Source organism: Candidatus Nanopelagicales bacterium (assembly GCA_028687755.1).
Taxonomy (GTDB): domain Bacteria; phylum Actinomycetota; class Actinomycetes; order S36-B12; family S36-B12; genus UBA11398.
Window position 1 is genome coordinate 14,896 of the sequence record JAQTZL010000008.1, and the last position, 15,836, is coordinate 30,731.

Below are 15,836 nucleotides of genomic sequence, written 5' to 3' on the forward strand. Positions count from 1 at the left end.
TCGAATTACTGATTTCGCGTATTTATGGGTGATGATGGTCGAATGCTTCCCCAGCGCCGCAAGACCAAGACCCTGACGTTCGCATTGACTGTTATGGCGTCGGGTTCGGTCTTGTTGAGTGCATTGCCAGCACATGCTGCTGAAACGCCAGCGCCGTCGACCTCGCCGGCAGTTTCAGCGTCGCCAACGCCAACGCCAACGCCTACACCCAGCCGTACGGCGTCAGCCTCACCCACGGCAACACCAACCATGAGTCCCAGCGTTACACCGAGCGCGACGCCGTCGGTAACAACGCCCGCGTCACCTATGCCTACAGCAGTTCCCGCTGCACCACCCGTGGTGATGCCAACTGCGCTTGGTAGTTGGTGCCGCACGATTTTTCCGCAAACATCGGCTGCAAGTGAACGAGTAGCGGCTCAAAAATTATTGACCAGCGGAACCATTAATTTTGGTAAAGGTGGCACGTATCAGTTGACAGAACATCCAGATTGGAAGCCACAGGCAACGTCTGACACTTCAGGTGATCGGCATGTGAACTCTCTCAATTGGGCATTACCGCTTCTGTTTCGAGGGGTGCAAGTCCAAAACCAAGCAATGGTGGATCGTTTCCGTCAAATTCTTTTGTACTGGATTGCCGACCATCAAGGTAGGCGCGGTGCGTGGGTTGACTCTTCCATTTATGGAGGACTACGCACGGAAACGTTGGTGTGTGCTGCGCAAACCTTGAACGATCCAGTGATCACCGCAGCTGCTATTCGCGATGCGCAAACAATGGTGAAGTCAAATGCAGGAGCACGCGCAATCGCCATTGGTTCAAACAACACCGACTTGATTCGACAGACAGGCGCGCTAGCTGCGTTTTGTTGGACGGGTGACACAGCATTGCGCGACAAGGCCTGGCGGAATCTTGTTGCGATTGCCAATGGAGTCGTTCAGCCTGACGGTAGCGATGTAGAGGGTTCACCTGGCTACGCGGTGTACATTGAGAATTTACTTGGAGATGTGCAAGCGGCCGCCAACACGTGCGGAATTCCGGCCGACCCAATTCCAACTTTGCGTAATAAGTTGTATGACTTTGTTGCGCAATCGATTCGCCCGGACTTTCTCGTTGAGTCGCTCGGTGACAGCATCAATGAATCTCTCAAGGGGTCGTTCGGCGCTGCTGACGGCCAAGCTGAATGGGTGCGTACCGGTGGGAAAAGTGGAACTCCACCTGCACCGATTTATTCGGTGTACGACGGCGGCTATGTGTTTGGACGCGCTGGTTGGCAGCCACAACCTGGGATGCCGGATAGTTTCTATTCAGTACGTTCAAGTTCTACGCGTCCGGCAACTGCTCACACGCATGATGACGGAACTGGTTTGACGTTCTATTCAAAGGGCGTTGAGTGGATAGGCGATCCGGGCCCTTTCCGTTACGAAAACAGTGATTCATTGCGTGCATATTTGAAAACTAGGGCTGCGCATTCGGCATTAACTGTCGGCAAGGTGGCTCGTAGTAAGTGGTCGGGAACCAAACGCATAGTTGCGCAAAGTGACTGGGCCACTGGCGGTAATGACACCACCTGCGTCCAGGACAACACTTGGAAGACAGTGACCCTGGTTCGATGCACGCAATATGTGCGCAGTGTCGATGCGATGATCGTCACCGATTACATCAATGCTGCTCGCGGCGGCAAAAAAGCCAAGGGTCGCTTTACTTGGCAACGATGGCAAATTCCTAACGGCGTTGATACCGGTTACGAAGGCAACAGATTGGTACTGACAAAAGGCGATAAGAAACTTGATGTCGTGAAGTCGGGAACTGATGCGTGGGTGGTTGATCATGCGCAGCCTGGGGGCAAGCAAGGCTGGTTCACTGGCACCTGGGGAACCAAACTTCCAGGTCAGGTCGTAAATCGTCAGGTGCCGATTCCAAAGGCTGGAGTGCGCCAAGCGTTAGTGACAGTTCTCGTTGCACGTAATGCAGGTGAAAGCGTTCCTGTGACCATCAGCTCTACTGGTGTCACGGTTACCCGCAATGGACAAACGATCACAACGCCAGCACCAATGCCTCAGTTGGGTGCTGCATTACTCTGATCCCATGATCATCGCGATTGGTTCTGACCATGCAGGTTTCGTTCTCAAAGAACACTTGCGCGGCTGGCTTGTTGAACAAGGTCACGATGTGATTGACCTTGGGGCGTACTCCTCAGATCGCGTCGATTACCCGCATTTTGGTGCAGAAGTTGGTCGAACAGTGGCATCTGGCAAGGCTGCGTTTGGTGTTGCAGTGTGCGGAAGTGGTCAGGGCATTTGCATGGCTGCGAACAAGGTCCCAGGGGTTCGTGCAGGGATTATTCGGGACACTCAAGATGCCGCGATGACCCGGCAACACAACAATGCCAACGTTGCCTGCTTTGGCGAGCGCGTGACAGACCCAGATGTGGCGGTAGGAGCACTCAAAGTCTTTCTCGAAACAGCCTTTGAGGGTGGCCGTCACGAGGCGCGCGTGGAGCAGCTGGCTGAACTCGATGCGGGTCAAGCAATCTAGTTCTCAGTCAGCAGATTCTGGCTCTCGATAAGTTCGGGAATCGAGCGTAGAATCAAAGCATGTGGATCTTCATTGTTATTGCTGTCCTTGTCATACTTGCGATCTATTTAGTCGCGACCTACAACCGTCTGGTAAAAGCCAATGTTGCGGTTGATGAAGCTTTCGCGCAGATTGAGGTGCAACTCAAGCGCCGCAGCGATTTGATCCCTAATTTAGTGAGCACTGTTAAGGGATACGCTGCCCATGAAAGTGGCACATTAGAAAAGGTAACTGCAGCTCGAGCAGTGGCCGAACACGCAAATGGCGTAGCAGAAGTCGCTGCAGCGGATGGTCAGTTAACACAGGCTCTTCGTGGCTTGCTTGCAGTCGCTGAGGCGTATCCAGATTTGAAAGCATCTGCGAACTTCCTGTCACTTCAAGAAGAACTTTCTTCAACGGAAAACAAAGTGGCATTTTCACGCCAGTTCTACAACGATTCGGTTCGAACCTTGAACACCGCAATTGTCACTATTCCCACCAAGTTCTTCGTTGGTATGACCGGTGTGCATGCTCGCGAATTCTATGAAGTGCCAAATGAAGCGGATCGCAACGCTCCTACTGTTTCCTTCGAGTAATTATGGCGGTCTCGTTTAGAGCCGAGCAGTCAGCGAACAAACGCAAAACCTGGTTGCTGCTCGCATTGATGTTCTTTGCTGTGATTGCCGTTGTTTGGGCAGCAGGCACGATCTTAAATTTCGATGCGTATTGGCTCGTTCCGATGGCTGTCGGGATTTCATTGATTGGAGTGTGGACTTCATATTGGAAATCAGACACTTTGGTCCTCGCGATGACGCACGCAAAAGTAGTCAGTCACGACGATGCACCACAGCTTTACAACATCGTTGAAGAAATCACCATGGCAGCGGGTTTACCAATGCCAAAGGTCGCGATCGTTGATGACCCCGCTCCAAATGCGTTTGCGACAGGCCGTGATCCAGAGCATGCGGTGATCGCATTTACGACAGGAATTCTTCGCGTGATGGATCGCGAGCAACTTCAAGGAGTCGCGGCACACGAAATGGCGCACGTGGGTAACCGCGACACGTTGGTCATGGCTGTTGCCGCCACCACAGCGGGACTGCTCGCGGTGATCGCCGACATGGGCGCCCGCATGGCGTTCTTCAGCCGCAGAGATCAAAACAGCAATCCATTTGCGATAGTGATCTCATTGGTGATTTTGATTCTCGCACCCATTGCAGCACTTCTTATTCGTGCGTCCATTTCGCGCAAACGCGAGTCCCTCGCCGATGCCACAGCAATTGAGTTCACACGCAACCCTTCTGGGCTTCGCCGAGCGTTAGAGACCCTGGCTGCGGACAACACGGTCGTGCAGCAAAAATCGACTGCTGTGGCTCATGTGTGGATTGAATCCCCATTGGATGGCAAGTCGAAATCCATGTTTGATACCCATCCGCCACTGAGTGAGCGCATAAATCTGCTGCGTCAAATGGAAGGTCTTCCGCCGTTAGGGCAGTAGTGCCGGTGAGCTCCAAAGCGCTTGGCGATAGCCTTATCCCTCAGGTTTGTGGGGGAACTCGCAATCCGCGGGATGCTAGCTCAATGGTAGAGCTGCGGACTTTTAATCCGTAGGTTCGGGGTTCGAGCCCCCGGCGTCCCACCACAGGCTCCAGTTCTTACTTCTGGATGATCCTTTTCTTGGCGGCACTGACCTTCTTAAGCAGCCGTTGATTGATGCTCGGCGCTTCCTTAACTGCACCGTCCCCGAGCGCACCAAGGATCGCAGCAACTGCGGCATCGATTGGCAGATCTGCAACATCAGTGTCGGAAATATGTTCCGGACCAGTGAAGCGTGCGCTCAACAGACTGAGGTCACCCATCACATTGACACCCGATGTCCTAATAGCCGCGACATAGGTCGCTCCAAACTCTGCGGCGCGGTCGAGGGCCCACTGTGGAGTTTGCAGTTTCACTTCATCGGCACCTGGAGTGCGACCTTCAACCATTCCTTTAATAAGTCCGTCGTGGACTTCATGGGAATAAGGTTTCCATCCTTTGCCGCCACCGATGGATTGGTTGATGCGTCGGAGTAACTCAGCTTCCGCGAGAGTCAGTGACCGATTCATTGACGTAGGTTTGTTTTGAAGCAAGAACCCTTGAGGCAAACCAGTTAAGGATTCAAAATCTCGATAGATGCTGTCACGATCAGAATCGTCGACCACAACAACAGTCACTCGTTCACTGCCAACAATGTTTGCCCAGCGGCTCACGACTGCATCATGGCGATGTCGAAGCCAAAATACTTCTGATTTGGGTTCGAGTTGTTCTGAGCCCAGCACGTTATTGAGCCAGTGAAGATAACCAAACTCATAACCGGACTTCAAGATTTGTTGCCAAGCCGATGGAAGTATTTTTGCAAGGTTTCGCAGGGTGATCACCACATGGATGTTCTCTTTGCCTATGCGATCAACGATCCGTTCGGCCACTTCGCTGGAAGCCTCGGCAAAAAACTCGCTTGAACACACGGTAATTCCGTCAAAATTCTCGGCCTCACTGACAAACGTTTCCCAAAGTTTGGGATCTGGTGGTGGGGAACCACCTGGGCGCCAACCCACACGACGATTCATTGCTGATGAAGCAATGGCACGATGCGCCTGGCCGGTTCCCGGATATGAGATCCCGAATTCTGTAAGCCGTGCTCGGTTCTGTGCGAAGGCATCTTGGATCGTTGTCGTCCCCGTTTTGTGGACTCCGATATGGAGCAAAATTCCCCCATCTTTCAGGTGAGGATTCTTCACAAAATCGGGCACGAACAGATTCTAGGTATAAGAGGTGAATGCGTGACAAAGCGCAGTGCAATCGGGCACAATCAATCTCGCAAGACCCGTGCAATTGCCCCCCAGCTGCACGGGTCTTTGCATATTTATATGCGCCCGGCAAGGGATCTGCGGTAGCCAGCTATCTGGCTTGTGCGGTTTATCCCGACAACGCCAACGAGCCCTGAGGAATCGAAGTATTCGGCAATGCAACTGCCATCGTCAGCAGATTCAATAATGTTTACTTCGGTCGCGATGGAAGGTATTCCAAAGCTTTGAATTTGGAGGTCGTACTGATCTGACCAAAATGCAGGCACAGCGGCAAATGGGACCTCTGGTTCATTCACAGCATTGAGTTGCTTGGCAAGGCCGCGCCCTGCGTGAGCACCCAGGTCTGCGGCGGTAGTCCAGTGTTCAATTCGGCGAGGCGTCATCCCAAACAGTGCATTTGGATGACGAGCAATGTCACCACAAGCGCGTACCGGTGCAGTTGTTCCAACAGCCTGAAGGTACTGATCCGTCAAGACTCCATTTGATAAGTCAAGGGTGTTTCCGTTTAACCAATCGATATTAGGAATAGATCCCACAGCCTCGACAACGACATCTGCTTGAACTTCGGTTCCATCATCAAGAAGAAGACTTGTGGCTCGTTCGTCACCTCCAAACGCAGCAACAATTCGCTTGGTGCGGAAATTCACTCCGTGGCGTTCATGTTGATTCGCAATTCTTTGGCCGACTTCATCACCAAGGGCCGAACTTAACGGCACCGCTTCTGGAGATACCACCGTGACTTCGCAGCCACGCTCGGATGCGATTGCCGCAACTTCGCACCCAATAAACCCTGACCCGACAATTGCAATACGCGCTCCCGTAACCAGCATCGGTTCGAGAAGTTGCGCGTCGGCAATCGTTCGAAGGGTGAATCGCCCAGCGGTGGGACCGGGCACTGTCAGATGTCGAGACCGAAGACCGCTAGCGATGATCAAACCGTCAAAGTGGATAGTCGATGTCTGGCCATCGGGGTCGGACACCCAAAGGTGCTGTCCATCAAGAGAGCAGTTCACCACTCCATGACCAATGAGCCAGGTGAACTCATCAGCGCTGCGCTTCATTGGCATGCCAAAGCCGTCCAGCACCCTGGATTTGAGGGCTTCCTTGGAAACAGCTGGCCGGTAACTCGGTAGTTCCGGGTCGATAATCAGGATTTCGCCGAGATATTTATGAGCTCGAATTGCCTCTGCGGCGCGGATGCCGGCAATACCGCTTCCCACAACCACCACTGGATTCATCTGGGGCACGCTACCTTCCCACCCAGGTATCTCGTAGATTGCGCCATGTGAGCACTGTTGAGCCGTACATCCTGACCCTGCGTTGCGCCGATGGGCCGGGCATTGTGCATGCGATCACAGGCTCGTTGTTAGGGATTCAGGGCAATATTTTGGAGCAGGCTCAGTTCACCGATGAAGACTCCGGGATTTTCAGTCTGCGCACCAAGTTTGAATCACCCAAAGCCATTGAAATTGTGCGCGCTGCGGTTGAAGCGGCAGCTGCACCATTTAATGCAGAAATGTCCCTGCGCCATGAAAGCGATCGTCGCAGGGCTTTGATTATGGTGTCGAAGTTCGATCATTGTCTTGTTGATTTGCTTTACCGCCATGAAATCGGCGAGTTACCAATCGAGATTCCAGTAATTGTCTCTAATCACCGCGATTGCGAACACATCGCAAACCGTCATGGGATTCCGTTCGTGTATTTGCCTGTCACCTCTGAAACAAAACCAGAACAAGAATCAGCTTTATTAAACCTGACGGTTGAGCACAATATCGATGTCGTGATTCTTGCTCGTTACATGCAAGTCCTTTCTGATGAATTATGTTCGGAGCTTTCCGGACGCATCATCAACATCCATCATTCATTCTTACCAGGCTTTAAGGGTGCTCGCCCGTATCACCAAGCTCATGAACGCGGTGTGAAACTTATTGGTGCGACTGCTCACTTTGTCACTGCTCAACTGGATGAAGGTCCGATCATCGAGCAAGAGGTAGAGCGAGTTACTCATGCACACACAGCGAATGACCTAGCCGAGATTGGTAGAGATGTTGAACGGTTAGTACTCGCTCGCGCTGTTCGACTCTTTGCTGAAGACCGCATCATGCTGACCGGTAAGCGCACCGTGGTTTTCCAGTAGAAAGTTAATTTCCTAGTTGGTGTTCATCGCTGCGCGATACACAGCCATCGTTTGTTCAGCAATTGCATCCCAGCCAAAATGTTCTACTGCACGGGCTCGCCCGGCTTTGCCCATCGCGGAAGCGCGGTTGCCATCTTCGATGAGTTGATTCACCGCAGCAGCAAATTCACGTTCAAATGCGTCAGTATTGACAGCGTCATAGTGAACGAGAAGCCCGGTCGTGCCGTCAGCAACAACTTCTGGAATCCCACCAACATCGCTCGCAATAACGGCGGTTTCGCAAGCCATGGCTTCAAGGTTGACAATGCCAAGCGGTTCGTAGATAGAGGGGCATAGAAATGCTCGCGCATGTGAAAAAAGTTGAATGAGTTTTGCTCGATCAACTTGTTTTTCAATCCAGATCACGCTGTCCTTTCCGCGTGCCTCGCGAAGTTCTTTCACTGCGTTGGCTGTTTCAACTTCAATCTCGGGTGTGTCTGCAGCTGATGCACACATGACCAGCGGAATATCGCCAGCAAATTGCTTTGCTGCGCGGAGCAAGTGCACGAGACCTTTTTGGCGCGTGATACGACCGACGAACAAAACGTATGGCTTATTCGGATCGATACCGAATTCCTCAAGTGTTGCTGTACCTAAATCTGGCTTATAAATCGACGTGTCGATTCCGTTGTGCACTACATGCACACGAGCTGGATCAACAAAGGGATAGGCGCTGAGTACGTCATTGCGCATGCCGTTGCTAACAGCGATCACTGCGCTTGCTTCTGCGTACGCGGAACGTTCAACCCATGACGAGAGCCGATAACCGCCACCAAGTTGCTCTTCTTTCCAAGGCCGCAATGGTTCGAGCGAATGTGCGGTGATCACATGGGGGATGCCGTACAGCAGTGAAGCTGTGTGGCCAGCGAAGTTTGCGTACCAGGTGTGTGAATGCACGAGATCAACGTCAGAAACCGCCATAGCCATTTCGAGGTCAACACCGAGAGTCTGAAGTGCAGGATTGGCACCGTGCAGACTGGTTGGTACCGGGTGCGCTGTGGCATCAGTCCTGTGGCCGCCAAAGCAATGAACATAGACAGGAGTGAGACGACGCAACTCATGGACGAGTTGATCGACATGGACCCCAGCACCACCATAAATTTCGGGTGGCCACTCGCGGGTCAGGATTCCTATTCGCACAGCGTTCAGCATAGGGATGAGTTTTAGGTCTATAAAGATGGGCGCTCGGGGACTATGGTTACAAGGTGAGTAGCGGGCCACATGTGCTGTGCATGGTCCTCGCCGGTGGCGAGGGCAAACGCCTCATGCCTTTGACAGCTGACCGAGCCAAACCAGCAGTACCTTTTGGTGGCTCCTATCGCCTCATCGATTTCGTATTGTCGAATTTGATCAATGCAGGGTTGCGACGCGTATGCGTGCTGACTCAGTACAAATCGCATTCATTGGACCGTCACGTCACCCAGACCTGGCGTATGCCGACTTTGCTAGGTGACTACGTCACTCCCGTACCAGCGCAACAGCGACTTGGGCCACGTTGGTACACCGGAAGTGCCGATGCAATTTTCCAGAGTTTGAACCTGGTGTACGACGAAGAACCTGATTACGTCGTTGTCTTTGGTGCCGACCACGTGTATCGCATGGATCCAATGCAAATGGTGGAGGCACATATTGCGTCCGGTGCCGGCGTCACCGTTGCAGGTATTCGTATGGCAAAGCATGAAGCGCATGATTTTGGAGTTATACAAACGGCACCCGACGGTGAAACCATTACGAGGTTCTTAGAAAAGCCAATCGATCCACCAACCATCCCTGGTGATGACACTTCTTGCTATGTCTCAATGGGTAACTACGTGTTTTCAACAGATATCTTGCTTGAAGCATTGCGTGAAGATGCTGCAGACCCAGCATCACTGCATGACATGGGCACAAACATCATTCCGATGCTCACCAACCGTGGTCAAGCGCGCGTATATGACTTTGCAACCAACGTTGTTCCCGGAGCCACAGAACGCGATGGTGGTTATTGGCGTGACGTAGGTTCACTGGATAGTTATCACGATGCCCACATGGATCTAGTTTCCGTGCACCCAATTTTCAACCTCTACAACCGCCGTTGGCCGATTCTGTCGAACCTGCCGTCATTACCACCAGCGAAATTTGTTGAGGGTGGCAATGCGCATGAATCTATGGTCGGCGCTGGCACCATCATTTCCGGTGCCCATGTACGTACTTCCGTGATTTCTTCCAACGTAGCTATTGGTTCAGGGGCCTACGTCGAAGGCAGTGTGATTATGCCCGGTGTACGTATTGGTAAGAATGCAGTTGTTCGACGCGCAATTCTTGATAAAAACACGGTCATCCCTGATGGTGCTCAAATCGGTGTTGATCTTGAACGCGATCGTGGTTTGTACACCGTAAGTGATGGTGGCGTGGTCGTACTTGGTAAGGGCACTCAGGCTGAGCGATGAGAGTTCGCTTTTTCGCTGCACTGACAGCTATTGCATTGCTGTGTATTCCGATTTCGGCTACAGCAGCGACGATTAAATTTCCACGTGTCATCGGTGGTAGCGCATCATCAATTGATCAATCTCCATGGCAGGTATTGATTGTGATGCGTGGTGTCTCTCAATGCTCTGGGTCGTTGGTGTCGCCAACGGTGGTAGTGACTGCCGCTCATTGTTTGGCGGGGATGTCAGCAAGTGATATTCGTGTGTGGTCTGGGATTACGAAGACCAGTGAAAGGTCACCAGCTCAAGAGTCGCCAGTTGCAGCGGTAACAGCGCACCCCTCCTTTGATTCACGCACCTTCGCCAATGACATTGGCGTCATTACGTTGGCAAAACCCATTGATCTGCTTGGCAAGGTGCGCACTATTGCATTGCCTTACGGCATGGATGCTCTGACTTGGCCTGCAAGCGGCACACCCGCAACTGTGAGTGGATGGGGTGTCATCGCACCCACGGGTGGCGCAACGTCAGATCAGTTGATGCGTGCGGACCTTGAGGTGTTAGCGAGCCCAAATCAACCCTGCGGTCAATATGGGCCAGATCTTGATCCCAATCAAGACATTTGTGCTGGCACACCGGCGGGCAATATTGATGCCTGCCAAGGCGACAGTGGTGGTCCGTTGGTCATCCAAGGCACGGTTCCCGTCCTTACTGGTTTGGTAAGTAGTGGAAATGAATGTGCGAAGGCCGGATATCCAGGGTTGTATAGCCGGATCACAACGTTTTTGCCATGGCTGACATCTCAGGGAAGTATCCCCGCTGCAAAACCGGGTGTTGCAACAAATCTGACAGCGCGCAATAACGGTGGGCGGGTGACGGTTTCTTGGTCAGCCCCGAGCGATGCAGGCGCAAACACAACGATCTGGAAAGTCACAGCGTTTCCTAGTGGTCAGTCGTGCACGACTATGGAAACCGTATGTGAGTTCGATGGATTGCCGGGTGGCCAGGCAACAACATTTGCCATTTCGGGTTCGAATGCTTTTGGCGAAGGCAATGCTGCGCAGCTCACGGCCCCCTTCGTTTCTGGAATCACTGCACGCAAATCCGGAACTGCTCTCACCTTTGCCGCAATCGCACGCCTTGCTGGGCTTTCTGGAAAACCAACCATCAAGGTTGCACCGATTGCTGCACGGATCTGTGCAGTTAGGGGTTCAAGCGTGGTGCTGAAGCAAACAGGCACGTGCATCATCAGCTTGAAAAAGGGCAAAGCCCGCCACTCACTGTCGGTGCAGGTGCTTTAACAACGAATGTCAATCTTCGAGTTGATGTCGTTCCATGCTGACGATTCTCGGAGTGCCGTCAGGGGCGAATGCGCGATGCAACACAATGAATGATCCTGGTTGAAGCTTGGGGTCCCACTGTGGTCTTGACGCATCGCCGCCAGTGGCTTGGGCCAGGGCAGATAAAATCGTAGGCATGACGGGCCTATGTGAGCACACAACCATCGCTTGGTGCTGACTCAAGAGATCCAGCATTCGGTTTTCAACTTTTTTTGGATTGTCGAGAAAACGTTCTTCACTTAAAGCCGGCTCAGGGATAACGGGCACATTTATAGATTTTGCATAGCGCTTCACGCTTTGCATACAGCGTTCTGAATCAGATGAATGCACAGCGGTGATGCCGTAGGCATCAAGCAGCGGCATGAGTCCTTTTGATTGGCTGCGTCCCTTGCCACTAATCGGACGTTCATAATCATGCTTGCCCTTGAAGTCCGAGCGCTTCACGGCTTGGGTATGGCGCAAAATAATGAGTGGAACAGTCTGGGGCAACGTTGCGGCCTGTTCCACGAGCGCGATGTCGTGCTCGTAGGTCAGCAGGCTTTTTGCTTGCTGAGCAGGTATCCAACGAAGCTCATCGACCTCGTCATTAGGAACAAACTCTTCTTCGTTTCGAGCCTGGGCAACCCAATATTCAACAGTCTTTGCTCGGCCTAAGGCGATGTATTCCTGGGTGGGTAAACGCGATCCGAGAATTGCTTGGATACCCGTTTCTTCATCACACTCGCGAATTGCGGCATTAATGACGTGTTCACCCGGATCAATCTTTCCCTTTGGGAGTGACCAGTCGCTGCGATGAGGCCGATGAACGACGAGGGTTTCATAACGCCCTTGGGTGCCTCGAAGCAAAATCACGCCAGCTGCGCGAACCGGAGTTGAACCTTGATCAGGGGCCACGGTTACACCAGTCCCGAACTCTGCGCAGTTTTACGTGCTTTATCCCAAGTATCCGCGAAGGTGTAACGATCCTGCATTTCGTAATTGAGTTCCACTCCGTGTAGGAGACCGAGTGCGAATCCAGTGGTGGCGTCAACTTCATTGGTATTGGCTAATTCACGCAAGAACTCTTGAGCAACAAATGCATCTTGGTGCTCGCCTAGGAGTTCTGTGACTTCAGATAACGACTTTGCGAACTTCTTGGCTTGATTTCCGAAAATTGGCACGACGACATCGACTGCGTACCTGGCACGTTTAGCTTTGATGCGTGCACGATGCCACTCAGGCGCGGGTCCATGGATTTTTAACTGGCCACAGGATTTCGCAAGGGCCTTCCATGAGCGCTCAATCAGAGGGGGAAACACGATTTCGCATGGCTGATATGCAATATCGAGCATTTGGGGCGAGCGCGTAGCAGTCACGAGATCTTCAATAAGGTACGTATGTCGATCACTTCGTAACGCAGCCATGGCTCCTGCACGTGCGGTCTCAATACGCCGATCGAGATATACACGAATAGCGCTTGAAGCTAATTCCGCATCACCTGGCAGTAAGTCATTGGCATGATTAAGAAGGCGCTCTTCGAGAACCTCACTGTCGCGGATCATGCCCATTTCATCAGCGAGCCAAGCGAGTTCTTCTTCGAGAGCCAATGCCCACTCATGATTTAACAATGACTCAAATGTGCGTAAGTTGCTACGCAGTCGACGTGCCGCTACCCGAACTTGGTGTACAGCGTCTGGCAGGTTCCTGCGCACGGCGATGTCAGCAAAAATGAGGGCACGTACATGGGTTGCGATTGTGGAACGAATCGCATCGACAGCCATCCCGCTTGGCCCCGGCATTGGGAGTTCTGGAACATCTGCAGGTGCAGTGGCTCGTGGGCCTAGAGCGCTTGCGGCCTTGCTCATTGTTCCCGGAATTGCACCAACATGCATAAGTAGCGAACTGACTTCTTCAAGAAGCTCATGGGCCGCAGGATCATCGTTATCAAGGAGTTCAATTTCAAGCTCTCGGAAAATCCCGACCGCCGTACCGTTGAGATCAATAACAGTGACGACATCGTCGACCACTTCAACCAGTGGTTTGCCTTCTGGTGAAGTCAAGACTCGGGGGCTACGTTCAGTTCGCAGTTCCACCACTGGAGCTAGTGGTAAGTCGCGCACAAGTGGGGTGATGATGTCGGCGAGTTCAGCAGGAACTTGACCAACTGCTCCAGCGTTTAACGCAACATGAAGTTCATCGCGCACACCTTCGGACATGCTTTCCACTGGAAGTTTGAGATGCCAACCTGCATCAAGACCTCCTTCACGGCGACGGAGAGTGACCTTCCATCGAAAGAGGGTGAGTTCAGCAGTGTCGTGATACACCGCGCGCATTGAAACTGTCGGGTGTTCCTGAACAGTTGCATTGAGATCCGAGAGCTCCGGCCACGCAAATAGAGCGTGAACGCGAAACTTGCGCTCAATTTCACGATGCGTGGTTGGGGTACTCACAATGAAGCACCACCGTGTTTGGTCCGTGCAATCAACGTTTCTTGATAGTCGGCAAGCAATGCGCCGTCTTCGCGATGCAGGCGCCTATTCCAAACGCCGTCGGAGTCCAGACTCCAGGCTGAGAAGTCAGGACTCATTGCCATATCGAATAAGTCATTCACCCAGGCAATATGCACAGGCTCAGCCAATCGCACCAATGTCTCAACTCGTCGATCAAGATTGCGATGCATCATGTCTGCTGAGCCAATCCAGACTTCGCGTGCACCGTTGTTCTCGAAGCAGAACGCACGGGAGTGCTCAAGGAATCTACCCAAAATGCTAATGACTTTAACGTTCTCGCTTAAGCCTTGAACGCCTGGACGCAATGCGCAAATGCCACGCACAAACACTTCCACTGAAACGCCCGCCTGAGATGCGCGGTAGAGAGCATCGATCACAATTTCGTCAACCAGAGCATTGCACTTGATGCGAATCCCGCTGGGTAAACCGGCTTCGCTGTTTGCGATTTCACGATCGATACGTTCAATGAGTCCGGTACGAACGGAGTGTGGTGCAACTAAAAGACGTGCATATTCAGTATTCATGGAATAGCCGGACAGCACATTGAAGAGATTTGAAATATCTTCGCCAACATCAGCTGAACAGGTAATCAGACCGATATCTTCATACAGGCGAGCGGTTTTTGGATGGTAGTTACCGGTACCCAAGTGGCAGTAACGTCGAAGTTGGTCGCCATCATTGCGCACAACCATTGAAGCCTTGACGTGTGTCTTAAGACCAACGAGGCCGTAGACAACGTGCACACCGGCTTCTTCAAGTTTGCGGCTCCAGTCGATATTGTTTTGCTCATCGAAGCGAGCCTTAATCTCAACAATTGCCAGTACCTGCTTGCCATTTTCGGCAGCCGTGATGAGTGCATCAACAATTGGTGAGTCACCCGAAGTGCGGTAGAGCGTTTGTTTAATCGCCAACACGTGGGGATCGTTTGCGGCTTGCTCTAGGAAGGCTTGCACGCTAGTGCTAAACGAATCGTATGGATGGTGCAGGAGTACGTCATGTTCGCGAACGACGGCGAAGATGTCAGGCTGAGTGGAACTTTCAACTTCAGCGAGCTGGCGCGAAGTTCGGCCAACAAAGTTTGCTTGCTTTAAATCAGGCCGATCAAGACCGACAAAGGACCAAAGCCCGGTGAGATCAAGTGGTCCCGGAACGCGGAAGACTTCACTGTCAGTGACATCGAGTTCACTCATTAATAGTTCAAGCACATATGAGTCAATCGACGCTTCAACTTCGAGTCGTACAGGTGGCCCAAAGCGGCGGCGCATGAGTTCTCGCTCCAGTGCAAGCAAGAGGTTTTCCGCATCGTCTTCTTCTACTTCAACATCTTCGTTTCGAGTTACGCGGAAACTGTGGTGTTGCAGAATCTGCATTCCTGGGAATAGTTCATTGAGATGCGATGCCATCAAATCTTCCAATGGCACGAAGCGTTGTGAACCCAGTGCTACGAAGCGCGGTAGGAGCGGGGGAACCTTTACGCGTGCGAAGAGTTCGTTTCCTGTCACTGGATTGCGCACCACTACTGCAAGGTTGAGCGACAATCCACTGATGTACGGGAACGGGTGTGAAGGGTCAACTGCAAGCGGAGTTAGCACAGGGAAGACTTGTGCATGGAAGAACTTGTCGAGGAAATCGCGTTCATCTGCTGTGAGTTGCTCATAACGAAGCAATTCGATGCCTGCTGAACGCATCTCTGGGAGAACTTCACCCTGAAATACCTGTGCATGCTCGCGTTGGAGGGCGTGCGCACGTTCCCAGATTGATTCCAGTACATCCTTGGGGCTTTTGCCACTGGCTGATCGCACCGCGATCCCGGTAGCGATGCGTCGTTTAAGGCCCGCGACTCGCACCATGAAGAATTCATCGAGGTTACTTGCAAAAATCGCGAGGAATTTGGCCCGCTCCAGCACCGGGAGATTGGCATCCTCGGCTAGTTCCAAGACCCGTTGGTTAAAGGCCAGCCAGGAGAGCTCACGATCCAGAAATCGATCGACGGGAAGGTCAGTAAATGAATTCGACACCCGTGCAT

General features: G+C 52.4%; 14 protein-coding genes and 1 tRNA gene. 8 read left to right on the forward strand and 7 right to left on the reverse strand.

Annotation, left to right across the window (positions count from 1 at the left end):
- Positions 1-5 precede the first annotated feature (5 nt).
- Positions 6-374 carry a hypothetical protein gene (locus PHN51_09660; GenBank protein MDD2819040.1) on the reverse strand — a complete coding sequence of 123 codons (369 nt, stop codon included), beginning with the start codon at positions 372-374 and terminating at the stop codon, positions 6-8.
- On the opposite strand from PHN51_09660, the gene PHN51_09665 reads away from it, so the two are divergent.
- From PHN51_09665 to PHN51_09685, 5 genes are all read left to right on the forward strand, one after another.
- Positions 343-2,079: a heparinase II/III family protein gene (locus PHN51_09665; GenBank protein MDD2819041.1), complete on the forward strand. Its 1,737-nt coding sequence runs from the start codon at positions 343-345 to the stop codon at positions 2,077-2,079. The genes PHN51_09660 and PHN51_09665 overlap by 32 nt on opposite strands.
- Before the next feature lie 4 nt (positions 2,080-2,083).
- Positions 2,084-2,533 (forward strand): ribose 5-phosphate isomerase B, encoded by a 450-nt coding sequence (gene rpiB / locus PHN51_09670; GenBank protein MDD2819042.1) that lies wholly within the window; start codon positions 2,084-2,086, stop codon positions 2,531-2,533.
- 59 nt (positions 2,534-2,592) lie between these two features.
- Complete coding sequence (locus tag PHN51_09675; GenBank protein ID MDD2819043.1) at positions 2,593-3,147, forward strand: LemA family protein; 555 nt, start codon at positions 2,593-2,595, stop codon at positions 3,145-3,147.
- A gap of 2 nt (positions 3,148-3,149) precedes the next feature.
- Positions 3,150-4,049 (forward strand): M48 family metalloprotease, encoded by a 900-nt coding sequence (locus PHN51_09680; GenBank protein MDD2819044.1) that lies wholly within the window; start codon positions 3,150-3,152, stop codon positions 4,047-4,049.
- 69 nt (positions 4,050-4,118) lie between these two features.
- Positions 4,119-4,193, forward strand: a tRNA-Lys gene (locus tag PHN51_09685).
- A gap of 13 nt (positions 4,194-4,206) precedes the next feature.
- Here the strand turns inward: PHN51_09685 and PHN51_09690 are convergent.
- Positions 4,207-5,340, reverse strand: coding sequence for a hypothetical protein (locus tag PHN51_09690; protein MDD2819045.1), 1,134 nt, complete (start codon positions 5,338-5,340; stop codon positions 4,207-4,209).
- Between the two features lie 113 nt (positions 5,341-5,453).
- Positions 5,454-6,635 (reverse strand): FAD-dependent oxidoreductase, encoded by a 1,182-nt coding sequence (locus PHN51_09695; protein MDD2819046.1) that lies wholly within the window; start codon positions 6,633-6,635, stop codon positions 5,454-5,456.
- Positions 6,636-6,682: 47 nt separating this feature from the next.
- Between PHN51_09695 and purU the strand changes: the two genes are divergently transcribed.
- A complete protein-coding gene (gene purU, locus PHN51_09700; protein ID MDD2819047.1) occupies positions 6,683-7,534 on the forward strand; it encodes a formyltetrahydrofolate deformylase in 852 nt (283 codons plus the stop codon).
- A 12-nt stretch (positions 7,535-7,546) separates the two neighbouring features.
- Here the strand turns inward: purU and glgA are convergent, their stop codons facing one another.
- The gene (gene glgA / locus PHN51_09705) at positions 7,547-8,725 is read right to left on the reverse strand and encodes a glycogen synthase (protein ID MDD2819048.1); all 1,179 of its coding nucleotides are present in this window, start codon (positions 8,723-8,725) and stop codon (positions 7,547-7,549) included.
- 53 nt (positions 8,726-8,778) lie between these two features.
- On the opposite strand from glgA, the gene glgC reads away from it, so the two are divergent.
- Together glgC and PHN51_09715 are read left to right on the forward strand one after the other, a co-directional pair.
- Positions 8,779-10,002: a glucose-1-phosphate adenylyltransferase gene (gene glgC / locus PHN51_09710; GenBank protein ID MDD2819049.1), complete on the forward strand. Its 1,224-nt coding sequence runs from the start codon at positions 8,779-8,781 to the stop codon at positions 10,000-10,002.
- On the forward strand, positions 9,999-11,282 hold the full coding sequence (locus PHN51_09715) for a serine protease (protein ID MDD2819050.1): 1,284 nt from the start codon (positions 9,999-10,001) through the stop codon (positions 11,280-11,282). Before glgC ends, PHN51_09715 begins: the two co-directional genes overlap by 4 nt.
- A 9-nt stretch (positions 11,283-11,291) precedes the next feature.
- Here the strand turns inward: PHN51_09715 and PHN51_09720 are convergent, their stop codons facing one another.
- Genes PHN51_09720 through PHN51_09730 form a run of 3 tightly spaced genes read right to left on the reverse strand, consistent with a single transcriptional unit; the run spans position 11,292 to position 15,828 of the window.
- The gene (locus tag PHN51_09720) at positions 11,292-12,215 is read right to left on the reverse strand and encodes an NUDIX hydrolase (protein ID MDD2819051.1); all 924 of its coding nucleotides are present in this window, start codon (positions 12,213-12,215) and stop codon (positions 11,292-11,294) included.
- A 2-nt stretch (positions 12,216-12,217) separates the two neighbouring features.
- Entirely contained in the window at positions 12,218-13,750 is a 1,533-nt protein-coding gene (locus tag PHN51_09725; GenBank protein ID MDD2819052.1) for a CYTH and CHAD domain-containing protein, read from the reverse strand.
- The gene (locus PHN51_09730; protein ID MDD2819053.1) at positions 13,747-15,828 is read right to left on the reverse strand and encodes an RNA degradosome polyphosphate kinase; all 2,082 of its coding nucleotides are present in this window, start codon (positions 15,826-15,828) and stop codon (positions 13,747-13,749) included. Before PHN51_09730 ends, PHN51_09725 begins: the two co-directional genes overlap by 4 nt.
- Positions 15,829-15,836 lie beyond the last annotated feature (8 nt).

What these genes read in the sequence shown, in the direction of transcription:
- PHN51_09665 (MDD2819041.1), top strand. Translation starts at nt 343, where the DNA reads ATGCCAACTGCGCTTGGTAGTTGGTGCCGCACGATTTTTCCGCAAACA.
- rpiB (MDD2819042.1), top strand. Translation starts at nt 2,084, where the DNA reads ATGATCATCGCGATTGGTTCTGACCATGCAGGTTTCGTTCTCAAAGAA.
- PHN51_09675 (MDD2819043.1), top strand. Translation starts at nt 2,593, where the DNA reads ATGTGGATCTTCATTGTTATTGCTGTCCTTGTCATACTTGCGATCTAT.
- PHN51_09680 (MDD2819044.1), top strand. Translation starts at nt 3,150, where the DNA reads ATGGCGGTCTCGTTTAGAGCCGAGCAGTCAGCGAACAAACGCAAAACC.
- PHN51_09695 (MDD2819046.1), bottom strand. Translation starts at nt 6,635, where the DNA reads ATGAATCCAGTGGTGGTTGTGGGAAGCGGTATTGCCGGCATCCGCGCC.
- glgA (MDD2819048.1), bottom strand. Translation starts at nt 8,725, where the DNA reads ATGCTGAACGCTGTGCGAATAGGAATCCTGACCCGCGAGTGGCCACCC.
- PHN51_09715 (MDD2819050.1), top strand. Translation starts at nt 9,999, where the DNA reads ATGAGAGTTCGCTTTTTCGCTGCACTGACAGCTATTGCATTGCTGTGT.